Source organism: Priestia sp. FSL R5-0597 (assembly GCF_038006305.1).
GTDB classification, from domain to species: domain Bacteria; phylum Bacillota; class Bacilli; order Bacillales; family Bacillaceae_H; genus Priestia; species Priestia zanthoxyli.
The window spans coordinates 3,759,090-3,773,899 of sequence record NZ_JBBOUZ010000001.1; the positions used below are offsets into that span (position 1 = coordinate 3,759,090).

The window sequence follows — 14,810 nt, forward strand, 5'->3', positions numbered from 1 at the left end:
ACGACCCCTCAATAAAAAGGAGTTTTGATATGAGACGAAAATGGTGGTTTGTAAGCTCACTCACTTTTTGTTTATGCGGTATTTTTATGTTTATACATACGCAGGCAGCTTCTACTCAAGCAGAAAAAGTAGCCATTATTGCTCATCGAGGCGCATCAGGATATGAGCCAGAGCATACGATGCAATCTTATCTCGCTGCCGTACAGCAAAAAGCGGATTACATTGAAATTGATCTTCACATGTCTAAAGATCAGCAGCTTGTAGCCATTCATGACTACAAAGTTGACCGCACGACAAATGGAACAGGATATGTAAAACAGTATACAGTGAAGCAGCTTCAGCGTTTGAACGCAGGAAAAGGTCCTAAAAAAGCCGTCATTCCAACTTTAGAAGAAATATTCCGTAAGTTTGGCAATCGAACAAACTATTATATTGAAACAAAATCTCCTCATGAATATCCAGGTATGGAAAAAGAATTGTTAACGCTGATGGCTAAGTACAACATTCATACCAATCACGTCATTGTACAATCATTTAGTCCTGAAAGCTTAAAAACCGTCCATCGATACCGACCTACTATGAAACTAATTCAACTGATTCGTTCCAACCAAACCAATATATTAACAGATCAGCAGTTCAGACAAATTAAAACATACGCGAACGGCATCGGTCCTAACGCAAGCACGCTGACAAAACCATATGTACAAAAAGCTCGCTCGTATGATTTAGACGTCCACCCGTATACAGTAAATGATGAAAAACAAATGAGAACACTTATCGAGTGGGGCGTAACCGGCATGTTTACTAATTACCCGGATCGTCTTTATAACGTGCTTCATAAAAAATAAACACTTGCCGCGGCAAGTGTTTATTTTTTATACATCTCTTCTATTCGCTCGCCACAAGTACAGGCTAATTAATGCTATGGCATAAAGCAAAGCCCAGCCAAACACCAAAAATTTATTTAATCCTTCGTTAACAAATTGAATGATTGCAGATACGGGCGGCAGTACATACAGCAGCAGTCCGCCTCCTTGATACGGAAATGAAACGCCTGCCGCTGCAAGCGTAATGATTAAAATAAATAGAGGTCCAAACCACGATAAGCTGCCTTCTCTTACAACATCTCTTGTAAAAACAAGACCTATGCTCATACCAAGCAAACTAAACGTCCAGTGAATAATAAACCCAAACACCATTTGCTTAGTGGATATATCCACTTCAAACATATCAAGCAGCACGGGATAGGCAATTGAAACCGCTGATAAAAATGTAAACAGCAGAACACAGCTAATAAGTTTGCTCGTAAAGTACTTATTCTTTTTCCCTACGTGAAGTTTTGTAATAACTTCTTGACTGGAATCTTCCGCGTGAAACAGCGACATTGTAAACCAAGTGGTTAGAAAAAAGAGGAAAAGCGCCGTATTAAAAAAGCTATCAAGCACCGGGTTCGGTCTATATGTATAGTTCATACACAGCGAAATAATATAAAGTGCAAGCGGCGGAATATATCGATACGATTTAATATATGTAATAAAATGATAGCGAATCAATGCACCCATCTTAAATTTCTTCCCTTTCCATATGATATAGCTTTACAACTTCACCTTGAACAGCAAGTAATTCTGCAAGAAACTCGTTTACATATTTTTTATCTATATAAAAAATCCAGTAGTTTCCGTGCTGTTCAATTTTCGTGCACTTTTCTTTTAATAAACGAAGTGGCTTATTAAGAATCACATTTGCCTCAATAACCGTTAAATGCTCAATGAGTTGAACGCGCTCATTTTTTAAAATGCGCTGTGACCCAATAGTGATAACACGATCTGCTACAGCATGTATGAGCCTTTCTTCATGACACGTAAATACAATGGTCATCCCTCGTTCTTTTAGCTTTGTAAAAATTCGTTCTACTTCTAGCTGAGCACGCGCATCTAATCCTGATAGAGGTTCATCAAGCAATAGCAGCTTAGAAGAACTCAGCAGTGCTTGCATCATGTTGACTTTTTGCTTCATTCCTTTTGAAAAAGAAACGATTTCTTCATGTCTAAACTCTACCATTTCGAAAGTTTCGAGCAGCTCTTCAATTCTAGAGCTGCGCTTTTTCTTAGACAATCCTTGAATTCGTCCCATGTGCTGCAAATAACCTGCTAGGGTAAAACGCAGCTCCTGAGGAAATTGCTCTACCACAAATCCAGGCGTACCGGTTTCTTTATCAAGGTGAATTGTTCCTTTAGTCGGTTTAGATAATCCGCCAATTAGCTTTAAAAACGTACTTTTTCCCGCCCCGTTTTTTCCAACAATCGCAACAGTCTCTCCTTTATAAAGGGTCGTATGAATGTTTTCTAATACGGTATGTTTTTTGTATACTTTTGCAACATTTTTTAATTCAATCAGTTTTTCCATCCGCTGCCTCGCCTCTCCATAATCCTATATGTTAAATCATAGCATATTTATGGGGAATGTGCTTCCATCTCTATACGTTTCAGCTAAATTTTTCCCATACAAAAAAGCCTTTGATATGGTCAAAGGCTTTTTATAGACAATACCATATGCTCTTCATCAATAAATTCACCATCTACTTGAAGAGCTCTTTTTTCATACGCATAAGAAGTAAAACCGAGGCTTTTGTATAGGGCTTTTGCCCCTTCATTTTTAGCAGCGACAGCTAGGTAGATTTGCAAAACATTCGTTTTGGAAAAAGCTTGTTCAACAGCGGCTTTTAACAGCTTCTTCCCAAGACCTTTCCCCCTTGCTTCAGGGGCTACGTACATGCCCCAAATATCTCCTTTATGCTGAACTTTTAAAGGCTTTTGCTGCTGAAACCCTACAATCCCTACAAGCTGGCTTTCCATAAAAGCTCCTACTACAAATTCTGATTGGCTGCTTGGAAAATAATTTCTGATATCAGCAATTTCTTTTTCATATTCTTCTTCATAACTTAAAATAAAACTTTCGGGATGATCTTTTAAAGCACGAAGACGGAGTTCAAAGTACACGTCAGCGTCTTCTTTTGCCAACAATCGTATATTCATCTTTTCACCTTAGTTTCTTATGTTTTAATTAGCTATTAAGGACTGTACACGCTAAATACTTCATTCCACCGATACAGCTCATAATAATTTCCCGGCAGGTCTAAATCTGAAATGAGTACCTTGTCATTTTTCGTATCTTTTACGCGCGTTAAAAGATTTGCTTGTTTTCGATTTGTACGAATCCACATCGTTTGATTCGTTGCTTTATGATAAACAGGCGCGTAATCGCCTAAGCCTTTTTGCGGAAATGTGAACTGACTTTGCTTATTGGTCTTTACATTCATGCTATATAAAAAAGGCAGCGGCCTCTTTTTTTCATCATTCGACCACCCTGCTTCGGGCACACGTGAAATGATGATGTTATCTTTTTCTGTCCAAGTGAAATCCCAATCTGCGAAGCCTTTTGGCGTAAACACATGTTCTTTAAAAACGGGCATCTCTTTTAAAGTGAACTTTTTATTTTCGGTGGCAAATCTTCCTTCTCCATTAATAAATGCCAGTACTTGCTCTTCATTACTCCACTTAAACCAATTGGGTACATTAAGCATATCTCCCACCACTTGAAAAGCTTTTCCTTCTTTTGTAATGATGCACAGCTTATTTGCATCTGCAGACATCGAAGCCGTTGGAATAGCGATAAAACTAATCCATTGACCGTTAGGAGACCATTTAAAGCTGCTTGTTGTATACGCAAAAAATGAATCATTTTCTGCTGGCAGCGTCGTAAAAGCCTCTACTTTTTTCACATCTAACCCTGCATATTTGCTCACTGTATATAGCTTTACCGGTCCCCATCCCGTGGGCGCCAGCGCAGCAGCTGACGTAATTAAAAATCGATCTCCTTCCGGAAACCATGAAAACTGATCAACTCCTATGGCTACACGCTTCTTTTCATGCGTTTTAACGTTGTAATATACTAAGATTCCATTCGAAATATACGCAAGCTCCTCGGCAACCGGTGACCATTGATAATGAGTCACATCATGTTCAACAAGCAGCGGTTTTCCTTTTAACGGTGCAATCATTAAAGAATCATTTTCTGCATACGCAACTATATCTCCATGTGATGACCATTGAGGTATAGAGGCATGACGGGCATAGGATAACTGCCTTTCGGTACCGTTATCATATACCCATAGGTTTCCTTGCCGTATAAAACTGACCTTCACTGTATTGGCAGCATTTATTTGCATAGGGAACAACATAAGAAAAAGCAGACATAACGCTATTTTTTTCACCATGTTCACTCCTGTCTTTTTTTATAGCGTTACACAAATCTCCTCATCTCATCACATTTTTGAAAAAATAAAAAAGCGCAGCGGATAGCTGCGCTTTTTGTATATTATGATTTTGACTTAGATTTTGGTGATGGCTTTGTTTTAGCTTGTGCTGCATTATTAGCCGCATCTTTTTCTTTTAATAAACTCATACGTTTTTTCAAGTAGTAACCTTGTCCAATTCCGAATAAGTTACCAATTACCCAATATAGTGCAAGAGCAGATGGAAGTGAAATTCCCGCTACTAAGATGAAGATTGGCATAATGTTCATCATCATTTTCATTGGAGGTTGAATTTCATCCGTCATACTTACACGAATTTGTAAGAATGTCGTAATCGCTGCAACTACCGGTAAAATGAAGTAAGGATCTGGCTTTCCTAAACTTACCCATAAGAATGAATGCTGCGCAATTTCATGCGTTCGTGCAATGGCATTATAAAATGCGATAATAATAGGCATTTGAATAAAGATTGGCAAACATCCGCCAACCGGATTAATTTTATGCGTTTGGTAAAGCTGCATCATTTCTTTTTGCTGCTTTTGCTGTGTTTCCGGATCTTTTTTACCAGCATATTTCTTTTGAATCTTTTCCATCTCTGGACGAAGTGCTTGCATAGCCATCGTGCTCTTTTGCTGTTTTAAAATAAGTGGCAATAGAACTAAACGAATGATAACCGTTGCAATAATAATAGACAGACCATAGCTTCCGCCTGCCCACTCAGCAATTTTCGTTAATGCCATAGATAAAGGGTAAACAAAATAATGATCCCAGAATCCGCCACTTGTAGCCGTAACCGGTGTTTTTGTACTGCTACAGCCGGCTAGAGCTAAAAGAAGCGCTCCCATTAAACCAAGCAATAATAATTTTTTATTTCTTTTCATATTCTTTCCTCCTAATAATGACTAAATGTATGAAGTGTTTTTCAGAAGGAAAGGATCTTCTTCATCATTATTCTTCTCTTTAACTGGTGTTTTTCTATACACATGTATAAATACATTTCGTCTTTTCCATATCGTTAATACTGAAGGATCGATCCCTGCATTCACATGGTCAGTGACAGGTTCCGCATGAAAAGCCGTAAACCTAGCTTCACGAAGCATATAATAACAAAGGATGTATAAAACGAAAGCAGATAAATACGGCGCATATAGAAAAAGATCGTGATAAAATTCCATGTGCCAGCTCTCTTTCTGACTATAATAGTACAATCCAATATATGTAGTGTAGCATTTACATTCCTGTTACACAACATCAACTTATCTCTTTGACTGTTCTACGTATTACTTTTTAAAAAGTTTCATATTTACGACACAAAATTTGCTCATCATAAAATATGATGAGCAAATCTAATCCCATTCTCTATTCTCGTATGCTTAGCGCTGGTTCTCAGTCTTCTTTTAGTTTCATGAACCACGTAACGCCGAATGCTACACCCACAGAAATAATCATACCGATGATATAGTGAATTAAATTGCTCATACCAAGCGGTGCGGCGATTGCCATCATTGGAATACCTGTGAGTCCGTATGCATTGGCTACTACGTGCATAAGTACAACGTAGCCTCCCCCGGCTGCCCCGCCTATAGCCGCAGCAATAAATGGCTTGCGAAGCCGTAAGTTGACGCCAAAAATAATCGGTTCTGTAATTCCTAAGAAAGAAGAAATAGCCGCCGGAATCGCAATTTTCTTCGTTTTGGCATTTTTCGTCTTAAAGTAAACAGCCAGTCCTGCTCCTCCTTGCGCTACATTCGCGCAGGCCCAAATAGGAAGTAAGAAGTTAACACCAATCTTCGGGTTAGCAAGCAGCCCTGCTTCAATAGCATGAAAACTATGCTGCAAGCCTGTTAATACAATGGTTGAATATAAGCCACCAAACAAAATTCCTGCAAACACTCCGGCTACATCGTATAGAGACTGAAGGCTAATGGAAATTAAATCTCCAATATAACGGCCGAAAGGACCAATAAACACAAGTGACACAAAGCCCGTGATAATAACAGTTAAAAAAGGCGTAACAAGTAAATCAACCGAATTCGGCACAATTTTCCGCAGGCCCTTTTCAATTTTACTCATCACGTAAATAGCTAATAAAATTGGAACGACCGTACCTTGATAGCCAATCAGCGGAATACTTAAGCCAAACAAATCCATATATTCTGGCTTAGCATCTGCTAATGTCCATGGATTTAATAACATCGGATGCGTCAAAATCCCTCCGATAACCGCTCCAAGATAAGGGTTTGAACCAAATTCTTTTGCAGCTGAAAACCCGATTAAAATCGGTAAAATGATAAATGCTGCTCCTGAGAACATGTCCAATAAAACAAATAACGCACTATCTTCTGAGACCCAGTGGAACGCTTTCATCATACCGAGCAATCCCATTAATAAACCGCTTGCTACAATGGCTGGAATAATCGGAACAAAAATATTGGAAAGCATGCGAGCAAAACGGGCAAATGGGTTCATCTTCTTCTTCATTTCTTCTTGGTGATCTACTGGGGCAGCAGCCTCTTCAGCGCCTAATTCTTTAACAAAAGCAGCGTGGATTTTATTAACGAGACCGGTTCCAAAAATGATTTGAAACTGTCCTGAATTTGAAAAAGCCCCTTTTACATCCTCTATTTCATCCAAACCTTTTTGATCGATTTTGCTTTCATCTCGAATAACGAGGCGCAAACGCGTAGCACAGTGCTGGGCACTAGCAATATTTTCTTTTCCTCCCAAAAGCGGAACAAGCTTTTTAGCAATTTCTTTTACGTCCATCTTACTTCCTCCTTGTTGTATGTCATAAAAAAAGCAAGACCTAAAACACGCTTATAAAAGACACACTTGTCCTTTATGCGCATTCTAGGTCTTGCCTGCTTTACCAGTCACAATCCCGATTATTCAATTAATACGCTTTCATTGTACTCAATACAACAATATTCGTCAATGCTTTTTTCTATATTCTTTGCTCTATTCGGCAAATGTGAAGCGTGATGTAGCCTAACTCCGCTTCTGGAAAATTAATATCGTACTCCTCTTTGACAAATTGCTTTATCGTTTCAGCACACTGATACGATTTTTTATATTTGACTTTTAATACGTCGAGCATCTCTTCATCCATCTCATGAAAAGGTTCATTTTGCGCTAAACGATTTAACGCAAAGCGCAAGTGAGTCAGCAGACGCTGATAGGACATGCTGTTTTCATCAATCTCCATATTCAGCTCTTTTTTTATAATCGTAACCATTTCATTAATAATCGTTGTATTCATCATGAGCTGCTGCATTCCCGGTGAATTCAGTTTCGCCGTATGAATATGAAGCGCAATATATCCCGCTTCATCAATCGGCATCGTGATGTCTAACCTCTTTTTGATATGCTGAAGAGCCCACACTCCTATTGCATACTCAGGCTGATAGAGTGATTTAATTTCATTAAGCAATTTATTTTGGATGGAAATTCCGCGGGCTATCCTTTCGACAGCAAAGGATAAATGATCGCTCAAAGCAATATGCACATGATGACTTAGCGTAGCAGAAAGCTGCTGCTCAGCATACGAAATGATTTCTTCCGCCACTTGAATATGCTCTTCAGGAAGATTTTTTAATAGTTCTTGAAACTTTTCCTGTTCTTCTTTCATGACAAAGACTTTCTCCACTTTTGTAGCATTAATAAGATCATTTTTACCTTTTTGAAAAGCGATGCCGGGACCCATCGCAATCTTTTCAACTCCGCCTTCCTTAAAGACAACGGCGTTGTTATTTAACACTTTTAATATCTTCAAATGCGCTCTCCTTTCTTAAAGGAAAAGGCCTTGCTTATTACTTCATCGTTACTTTTGCACAAGCAGTTTCGCCTTTTTGAACCGTCCCTTGAGCCAAAATTTCGAAACTTTCACTTGCATCACTATTTGTAATAACAATTGGTGTGATAATGCTTTTCGCTTTTTCTTGAATAAGCGCTAAATCAAATGTAATAAGAGGTGTTCCTACACTTACTTTGTCACCTTGTGTTACGTGAGCTTCGAATCCTTCGCCTTCCATTGCCACTGTTTCAAGGCCGATATGTATTAATACTTCTGTACCGGCTTCTGTTTTTAAGCCTACCGCATGTTTTGTATGAAAAAGCTGAACGACTTCCCCAGCAACGGGTGAAACAACTTGTCCTTCTGAAGGTTCGATTGCAAAACCGTCTCCCATCATCTTCTGTGCAAACACTGGATCTGGCACTTCGCTGATTGGCAGGATATTACCTGAAAGCGGAGCTAGAACGGTTGTTTCTTTTGATTTTGTCTTATTACCAAATAATTTTTTAAACATCTCAATCACCCTTTTTTAGATTGTACTTGTAGCATACCCCAATGATTCTGCAGAAAAACTTCCCCTATCCTGATGGTACATTAACATGGTCATTATTTAACCATGCTTTTTTTATCTTGTAAATAAAAATGTATAAGCGCTTTTATAAGAAGCACGTTCCCTATGCTGCACTTTATGTAACCCTTTCTACATCTTCTGAAGGGTGGATATTGAATTTTAACCCTAAAAAAGAGGTTAAGACATAAACAAATGAATCCAATCTAAAGACGAATAACTCGTATACATGAGCCGAACCGCTTTTGACACCGCAGTTGATTTCCGTGCAAGACTTCGCTTTCCGCGGGCGGATGCTGAGCCTCCTCGTCGCATACGCTCCTGTGGGGTCTCACCTATTCCGCTTTTCCCGCAGGAGTCTTCGGCTTGCCCTCCCATCAACTGCTAGAAAGACTTACAAACATGAAACCTACGTTCACCGTAACAAAAAAAACGAACCACTAATCAAACATCTTGATCAGTGGTTCGTTTTTCACTTCGTCTAAAATCCTTTTGTCCCAGCCTCTTGAGATTAGAACATTGACGCAACTTCTTTTGCTTTTTCAGATGCTTTTGCTAGAATATTGTCTGCTTCTGCTGGCGTGTAAGCCATGCCTTCTGCAACAACCAGTTGGAAATCTTGAACACCAATGAATCCCATTACTGTACGTAAATAGCTTTGAGTAAATTCTAGCTCTGCCGCAGGGCCTTCTGAATACACGCCTCCACGAGCTTCTAGTAATACTACCTTTTTATCTGAAGCTAATCCTACTGGACCATTTTCAGTATATTTAAACGTTTTTCCTGCAATTAAAATGTTATCAATATATGCTTTCATTAGTGGAGGGAAACTTAAGTTCCACATTGGAGCTGAGAAAATAACTTTGTCAGCTTGTAAAAACTGCTCTACTAATTCACCCATACGCGTTACTTTTTCTAATTCAACAGCTGATAATTCGTCACCAGCTCCAGCTTTTCCCCACGCCGCTAAAACATCTCCGTCGATGAATGGAACTGTTTCTTTATACAGATCAAGCGTTGTCACTGTATCAGTCGGGTTTGCTGTTTTATACTCATCCAAGAAAACCTGTGCTAAACGAGTTGAAAATGATGCTTCATCAACCTGTGGATTTACTTTTACATATAATACATTTGCCATAAATGTCATCTCCTAAAAAGTGTATATTATTATCAATTCGAGATATTACTAAACAAATTATCTTTAATTCGAGATTTATTATATAACGTCATTTTTTATGCGTCAACCTTTTCGCACAAAAAAACTCCGCAAGCGGAGTTTTATACACATTGAAATTCTCGAATTTGATTTACATCTACCCCAGCATACACCCAGAAAGATCCTGTCCAGCGATATCCTGCAACTGAGCGTCTGCCCACAAAGGTTGGGTAAAACCAGTAAGGTCGACCATTTCTCGGCCATATATAGGTGTATCGGTATAGGCATCCTGAAATAGCGCCTGGATCAACAGCATAAAGCGATGGACCTCCTGAACCTAGCTTTGGTGCAGGTGTAAAACCTGGCGGCGGACTTGAAGGTGGCTGCGCTCCTCCCTGCGGCGGAAACCCTTGGCCCCCTCCTCCAGGTGGTGGCGGTGGAAAGCCTTGACCTCCTCCTCCAGGTGGCGGCGGCGGAAAGCCCTGACCTCCTCCTCCAGGTGGAAACGACGGAAAGCCTTGGCCTCCTCCAGGTGGAAACAAATTTTGAAAACGTGGATCGTATTGATATGGATACATACGCACTCCCCCTTTATAATGCTTGCTACGTTACAATATGCATCATAATGAAGATAGGTGAATGTCTACTTTTACCTTCTATAGACTAATGGAACGATGTCAAACTTGGTGAGCTTAAAGGAGGCTTACCCGAAGAAATAATAAATCCAACACGGAAACTACTTGCGTGTTGGATCTGCTTGCGGAAAATATTTTTCAATAAAATTATACAGCCAAAATACGGTAATCAAAATAGGCGCTATCAGAAAAGGATGTTGAACCCACATTTTCACCAGTACCTTTTCAAATGACGGAATCGATTTTAACACTTGAAATAACGAGCTTCCGCTAAAAATAACGCTCGTTCCTATCAATAAAAAAGACAGCGAGTTAAATTGATCTATCCACATACTCATAGAGATATAAAAACTAACACTCGTTCCTATGCCCCCCATTATTCCGCTTAAAATACTTTTTACCGAAAAAGGAATCCCTACAAACCATCCGGCTCCTAGTCCTGCACACCCTGCTAAAATGCTAGAAAAAAGCAGCGGCTGCTCAAGCCAGAGACATGCATTCACTCCAACCACTAAGGTAACATGTATTCCTACGTGAAGGGAAATTCTTTTGCCAACAGGCTCTGAAACATAATGGTGGTAGCGCCCGCTATAAAAAATTGTCCACCATAATAATAAAAATGCTGTCAAACTTGCCCCTATAATCATAAACACACCTCTCTACGTTATGATTCTATTAATCTCTATCTATTATTTTCCTAATATCCTGTGTCTCTTATTCGGTAATCTACCCTATGCCTTCCATACGTTCATCAGTAAGAAAGTAGACTATGACTGTTTACTTGTAGGGAGCTAAGAAGTTGAATGTCTGCATGTAGAAAAAGATAGTGTAGAACACTTTCTCTTACCTTTACTATTATTCATATGTATAGCTTGCTAGATTTAGTCCTTGCAGTTTAGAATTTTTCAGTCGTTCATATGAAACTATTTCCCCCTTTCTTTCGTTATATATACACGTTTCTTTATCTTTTCACGTGCAAAAAAAGATAAATTCCTATAGTATGTTTTCATATTAACCTTTAAGGAGATAAAGAAGATGAATTGAATAAATCTCTGCCAATAGAGTTTTTAGAAAAAAGAAATTGTTATCATTTCTCCTATTTATGTTATAGAATAATTCATGTATAATAAAAGGCTGTATGGTAACGCAGCTTGCGACATATCTTTTCTTACTTTTAGCAAGTCTATATTCAAAGTAAAAACTGCAAAGTGAGGTTAGTGCGACTCTTCATTAATCAACTTTGCACTAAAAACAGCATTTTTCTTTTATCATAAAGAAAGAATGAGATTTAATAGTGACAGGTGAATAATATGGGTGAAAATCAAAGAAATGTTAGTAGATTTGACTGGAATTTGGCTTTCCTAATCTTCCTATTGTTTTGCGTAAGCGTCGTGGCAATTCATAGTGCTGAAAAAATTGGGCAGTATGATAAGAACTTCGTAGCGCAACAAGTTGTTTTTTATATTATTGGAATGGTGATTATAGGATTTGTCATGCGTTTTGACTCCGATCAGCTTCAAAAGCTAACGTGGGTTTTTTATGGATTTGGGAACTTTTTATTGCTTCTTTTACTAGTGGCTCCTTCAAGTATTGCCAGAGAAATTAACGGGGCAAAAAGTTGGTTCACACTTCCCGGCTTCTCGTTGCAGCCATCAGAGTTTATGAAAGTGTTTTTGATTATCACACTGAGTACGGTCATTGTTAAACACAATGAAAAATATCGTATCCGAACAGTAAGAGAAGACTTTTTACTGCTTGGTAAACTAGGCGCTGTACTTGCTTTACCTTTATTACTAATCATGCAGCAGCCTGACTTAGGTACCGCTCTTGTGTTCTTAGCAATCACCGTTGGACTTGTATTTGTTTCAGGCGTAAGCTGGAAAATCATCGCCCCTGCATTTTTAGGCATTACAGCAGTTGGCTCTGTTATTTTGGGACTTGTTGTTTATGCACCTAACTTATTGGAAAAGTATTTAGGGGTTAAGCAATACCAATTTGGACGTATTTACTCTTGGCTGGATCCTGAGTCGTACAGTTCCGGAGAGGGCTATCATTTAAAGAAATCGTTAGATGCGATTGGCTCAGGAATGGTAAACGGTAAAGGAATCGGAAATGGAGTTGTCTATTTGCCAGAAGGACAGACCGACTTTATTTTTGCGGTTATTGGAGAAGAGTTTGGCTTTATAGGCGCCAGCATTGTTATTAGTCTTTTCTTCGTACTCGTTTATTACTTGATCAAGCTAGGGCTTGAAACAAAAAATGAATTCAATTCTTACTTATGTGTAGGCGTTATTTCAATGCTTACGTTCCACGTATTTCAAAATATCGGTATGACCATTCAAGTCTTGCCTATTACCGGAATTCCACTTCCTTTTATTTCATATGGAGGTAGTTCACTGATGGGGAACATGTTTGCAATGGGTCTGATGTTTGGAATCTCATGGCATCACAAACGCTATATGTTTGGAAATGATTAAAGAGAGACAATGGTCTCTCTTTTTTCTTTTATCTCCCTATTAAGCATGCTACAATAAAGAAAACGCTTTCAAAATCTGTTTTAAAAGGAGTAGATATGCATGCTTGATTACCAATATCGTCGCAAAGCCTATGCTATTTTGTTAAAACAGACATCCGCACCTTCATCTACAACTTCTTTTTCCACCTGGTTCATACAGCTACTAAAACGAAACAAGTAAAAAAGGTGTGCTACTGCACACCTTTTATTTGTTCGACAGCGACGTTAAGCCAATCTGCCTAACGATTTTTTTACTGTCTTCATTTAATCCTTTTACAATAACCTTTTTATTCAATCGCTCATACTTATCGATAATTTTTGAGATGCCGATCACGGCCGATTGATCCCATATATGAGAAGAACTAAAATCAATAATGATGGTATCCGGGTCTGTTTCATACTGAAATTCATCCATAAAGAAACTGATGGTAGCAAAAAATAATTGCCCTGAAACCCTGTATTGCTTCATATTGCCTTCTTTTTGTGAAGTTGTTTTGATTTTAGCCATCTTCCAGCCAAATACAATCGTACTTAAAACAATACCTACCATTACTCCTAATGCTAAGTTATGTGTAAACAATACGATAACCACCGTAACAACCATTACAATAGCATCCGATAGCGGATATTTCGTTAAGTCTTTAAGGGACTGCCAATCAAATGTACCGGCAGCTACCATAAACATAACGCCTACAAGAGCAGCCATTGGAATTTGTTTAACAACATCGCCAAGCACCATAATTAAGAACAATAAAAAGACTCCGGCGACTAAGGTAGATAACCTTCCACGTCCCCCTGATTTTACATTAATCATAGATTGTCCAATCATGGCACAGCCAGCCATCCCTCCAAAGAAACCTGTTACAATATTAGCGATGCCTTGACCGCGCGCTTCTTTATTTTTATTTGAAGGCGTATCTGTAATTTCGTCCAGCACCGTTGCCGTTAGCATAGATTCAAGTAGGCCTACAATCGCTAAAGGAAGCGAATAAGGTAAAATAATGACCAGTGTCTCCACTGATAAATCAACCTTTGGAAAGTGAAGAACCGGCAGCGAACGCGTAATATTCCCCATATCTCCTACCGTTTTTAAATCTAAATGAAAGACAATCGCTACAATCGTCATCAAGACAATGGCAACAAGCGGAGATGGTATTGCCTTGGTCATGAGCGGAAATAAGTAGACGATGAGCAGCGTTCCGGCTACCATGGCGTACATCATCCAATTTGCTCCTTCAAAATGCGGAAGCTGTGCGGTAAAAATCAAAATACCGAGCGCATTTACAAAGCCAATCATCACTGTTTGAGGAAGAAACGATAAAAACCTTCCTACTTTCAAAACACCAAGTAAAATTTGAATAATTCCGGTTAAAACAGTAGCTGCAAATAAATACTCAATGCCGTGATCTTTGACTAAGTTAATCATCAATAAAGACATTGCTCCTGTTGCAGCTGAAATCATAGCTGGTCTTCCACCTGTAAAAGCAATCACAATTGCCATACAAAAAGATGCATACAGACCAACCATAGGATCGACACCGGCGATAATGGAAAAAGCAAGGGCTTCTGGAATAAGCGCAAGAGCAACTGTCATCCCTGACAAAATGTCTGCTCGAACATTTGAAAACCACTGCTGTTTAATACTTGCCATCATGATGGTTTATCACCTCTTATGAATTTTTTATACGATTTTCGACTTTCACGAAAATCAAGGCCGTTTTTAACGTATCAAATCGTACCATACAATTTCCTATTTGGAAACAATTAATTTTCGCAAATAAAAAGACGAGAAGCTTGATTGCTTCTCGTCTTTTTATTTGTTACGCGG

Annotated in this window: 15 protein-coding genes; 2 read left to right on the forward strand and 13 right to left on the reverse strand. The window is 38.8% G+C overall.

The window, feature by feature from the left end; translation table 11 throughout:
* The first annotated feature begins 29 nt into the window (after positions 1–29).
* Positions 30–848 carry a glycerophosphodiester phosphodiesterase family protein gene (locus MKX72_RS19795; protein WP_155007695.1) on the forward strand — a complete coding sequence of 273 codons (819 nt, stop codon included), beginning with the start codon at positions 30–32 and terminating at the stop codon, positions 846–848.
* 27 nt (positions 849–875) lie between these two features.
* On the opposite strand, the gene MKX72_RS19800 is transcribed toward MKX72_RS19795, so the two are convergent.
* The 12 genes from MKX72_RS19800 to MKX72_RS19855 all read right to left on the reverse strand — a co-directional run bounded on the left by MKX72_RS19800 (position 876) and on the right by MKX72_RS19855 (position 11,114).
* Positions 876–1,562 (reverse strand): ABC transporter permease, encoded by a 687-nt coding sequence (locus MKX72_RS19800; protein WP_155007694.1) that lies wholly within the window; start codon positions 1,560–1,562, stop codon positions 876–878.
* A gap of 1 nt (position 1,563) precedes the next feature.
* Positions 1,564–2,406 carry an ATP-binding cassette domain-containing protein gene (locus MKX72_RS19805; protein WP_033579865.1) on the reverse strand — a complete coding sequence of 281 codons (843 nt, stop codon included), beginning with the start codon at positions 2,404–2,406 and terminating at the stop codon, positions 1,564–1,566.
* Between the two features lie 119 nt (positions 2,407–2,525).
* Positions 2,526–3,035, reverse strand: coding sequence for a GNAT family N-acetyltransferase (locus MKX72_RS19810; protein WP_033579864.1), 510 nt, complete (start codon positions 3,033–3,035; stop codon positions 2,526–2,528).
* 35 nt (positions 3,036–3,070) lie between these two features.
* Positions 3,071–4,276 (reverse strand): TolB family protein, encoded by a 1,206-nt coding sequence (locus MKX72_RS19815; RefSeq protein WP_033579863.1) that lies wholly within the window; start codon positions 4,274–4,276, stop codon positions 3,071–3,073.
* Between the two features lie 101 nt (positions 4,277–4,377).
* Positions 4,378–5,196, reverse strand: a complete 819-nt coding sequence (gene yidC, locus MKX72_RS19820) for a membrane protein insertase YidC (protein WP_014458568.1) — start codon at positions 5,194–5,196, stop codon at positions 4,378–4,380.
* Between the two features lie 505 nt (positions 5,197–5,701).
* Positions 5,702–7,081: a sucrose-specific PTS transporter subunit IIBC gene (locus tag MKX72_RS19825; protein WP_028415103.1), complete on the reverse strand. Its 1,380-nt coding sequence runs from the start codon at positions 7,079–7,081 to the stop codon at positions 5,702–5,704.
* Positions 7,082–7,259: 178 nt separating this feature from the next.
* Positions 7,260–8,087 carry a PRD domain-containing protein gene (locus tag MKX72_RS19830; RefSeq protein WP_033579862.1) on the reverse strand — a complete coding sequence of 276 codons (828 nt, stop codon included), beginning with the start codon at positions 8,085–8,087 and terminating at the stop codon, positions 7,260–7,262.
* 37 nt (positions 8,088–8,124) lie between these two features.
* Positions 8,125–8,622 carry a PTS sugar transporter subunit IIA gene (locus MKX72_RS19835; protein WP_028415105.1) on the reverse strand — a complete coding sequence of 166 codons (498 nt, stop codon included), beginning with the start codon at positions 8,620–8,622 and terminating at the stop codon, positions 8,125–8,127.
* 234 nt (positions 8,623–8,856) lie between these two features.
* Entirely contained in the window at positions 8,857–9,054 is a 198-nt protein-coding gene (locus tag MKX72_RS19840) for a hypothetical protein (protein WP_372452798.1), read from the reverse strand.
* 133 nt (positions 9,055–9,187) lie between these two features.
* A complete protein-coding gene (locus tag MKX72_RS19845; protein ID WP_155007693.1) occupies positions 9,188–9,814 on the reverse strand; it encodes an FMN-dependent NADH-azoreductase in 627 nt (208 codons plus the stop codon).
* Between the two features lie 140 nt (positions 9,815–9,954).
* Positions 9,955–10,410: a hypothetical protein gene (locus MKX72_RS19850; RefSeq protein ID WP_014458562.1), complete on the reverse strand. Its 456-nt coding sequence runs from the start codon at positions 10,408–10,410 to the stop codon at positions 9,955–9,957.
* A 158-nt stretch (positions 10,411–10,568) separates the two neighbouring features.
* Complete coding sequence (locus tag MKX72_RS19855; protein WP_028415108.1) at positions 10,569–11,114, reverse strand: hypothetical protein; 546 nt, start codon at positions 11,112–11,114, stop codon at positions 10,569–10,571.
* Between the two features lie 663 nt (positions 11,115–11,777).
* On the opposite strand from MKX72_RS19855, the gene MKX72_RS19860 reads away from it, so the two are divergent.
* Positions 11,778–12,944: an FtsW/RodA/SpoVE family cell cycle protein gene (locus MKX72_RS19860; protein WP_014458560.1), complete on the forward strand. Its 1,167-nt coding sequence runs from the start codon at positions 11,778–11,780 to the stop codon at positions 12,942–12,944.
* Between the two features lie 243 nt (positions 12,945–13,187).
* Here MKX72_RS19860 and MKX72_RS19865 read toward each other — a convergent pair whose 3' ends face one another.
* The gene (locus MKX72_RS19865) at positions 13,188–14,636 is read right to left on the reverse strand and encodes a SulP family inorganic anion transporter (protein ID WP_155007692.1); all 1,449 of its coding nucleotides are present in this window, start codon (positions 14,634–14,636) and stop codon (positions 13,188–13,190) included.
* Positions 14,637–14,810 lie beyond the last annotated feature (174 nt).

What these genes read in the sequence shown, in the direction of transcription:
- MKX72_RS19805 (WP_033579865.1), bottom strand. Translation starts at nt 2,406, where the DNA reads ATGGAAAAACTGATTGAATTAAAAAATGTTGCAAAAGTATACAAAAAA.
- MKX72_RS19800 (WP_155007694.1), bottom strand. Translation starts at nt 1,562, where the DNA reads ATGGGTGCATTGATTCGCTATCATTTTATTACATATATTAAATCGTAT.
- MKX72_RS19835 (WP_028415105.1), bottom strand. Translation starts at nt 8,622, where the DNA reads ATGTTTAAAAAATTATTTGGTAATAAGACAAAATCAAAAGAAACAACC.
- MKX72_RS19810 (WP_033579864.1), bottom strand. Translation starts at nt 3,035, where the DNA reads ATGAATATACGATTGTTGGCAAAAGAAGACGCTGACGTGTACTTTGAA.
- MKX72_RS19860 (WP_014458560.1), top strand. Translation starts at nt 11,778, where the DNA reads ATGGGTGAAAATCAAAGAAATGTTAGTAGATTTGACTGGAATTTGGCT.
- MKX72_RS19840 (WP_372452798.1), bottom strand. Translation starts at nt 9,054, where the DNA reads ATGGGAGGGCAAGCCGAAGACTCCTGCGGGAAAAGCGGAATAGGTGAG.
- MKX72_RS19845 (WP_155007693.1), bottom strand. Translation starts at nt 9,814, where the DNA reads ATGGCAAATGTATTATATGTAAAAGTAAATCCACAGGTTGATGAAGCA.
- MKX72_RS19850 (WP_014458562.1), bottom strand. Translation starts at nt 10,410, where the DNA reads ATGTATCCATATCAATACGATCCACGTTTTCAAAATTTGTTTCCACCT.
- MKX72_RS19815 (WP_033579863.1), bottom strand. Translation starts at nt 4,276, where the DNA reads ATGGTGAAAAAAATAGCGTTATGTCTGCTTTTTCTTATGTTGTTCCCT.
- MKX72_RS19855 (WP_028415108.1), bottom strand. Translation starts at nt 11,114, where the DNA reads ATGATTATAGGGGCAAGTTTGACAGCATTTTTATTATTATGGTGGACA.
- MKX72_RS19795 (WP_155007695.1), top strand. Translation starts at nt 30, where the DNA reads ATGAGACGAAAATGGTGGTTTGTAAGCTCACTCACTTTTTGTTTATGC.
- yidC (WP_014458568.1), bottom strand. Translation starts at nt 5,196, where the DNA reads ATGAAAAGAAATAAAAAATTATTATTGCTTGGTTTAATGGGAGCGCTT.
- MKX72_RS19865 (WP_155007692.1), bottom strand. Translation starts at nt 14,636, where the DNA reads ATGATGGCAAGTATTAAACAGCAGTGGTTTTCAAATGTTCGAGCAGAC.
- MKX72_RS19825 (WP_028415103.1), bottom strand. Translation starts at nt 7,081, where the DNA reads ATGGACGTAAAAGAAATTGCTAAAAAGCTTGTTCCGCTTTTGGGAGGA.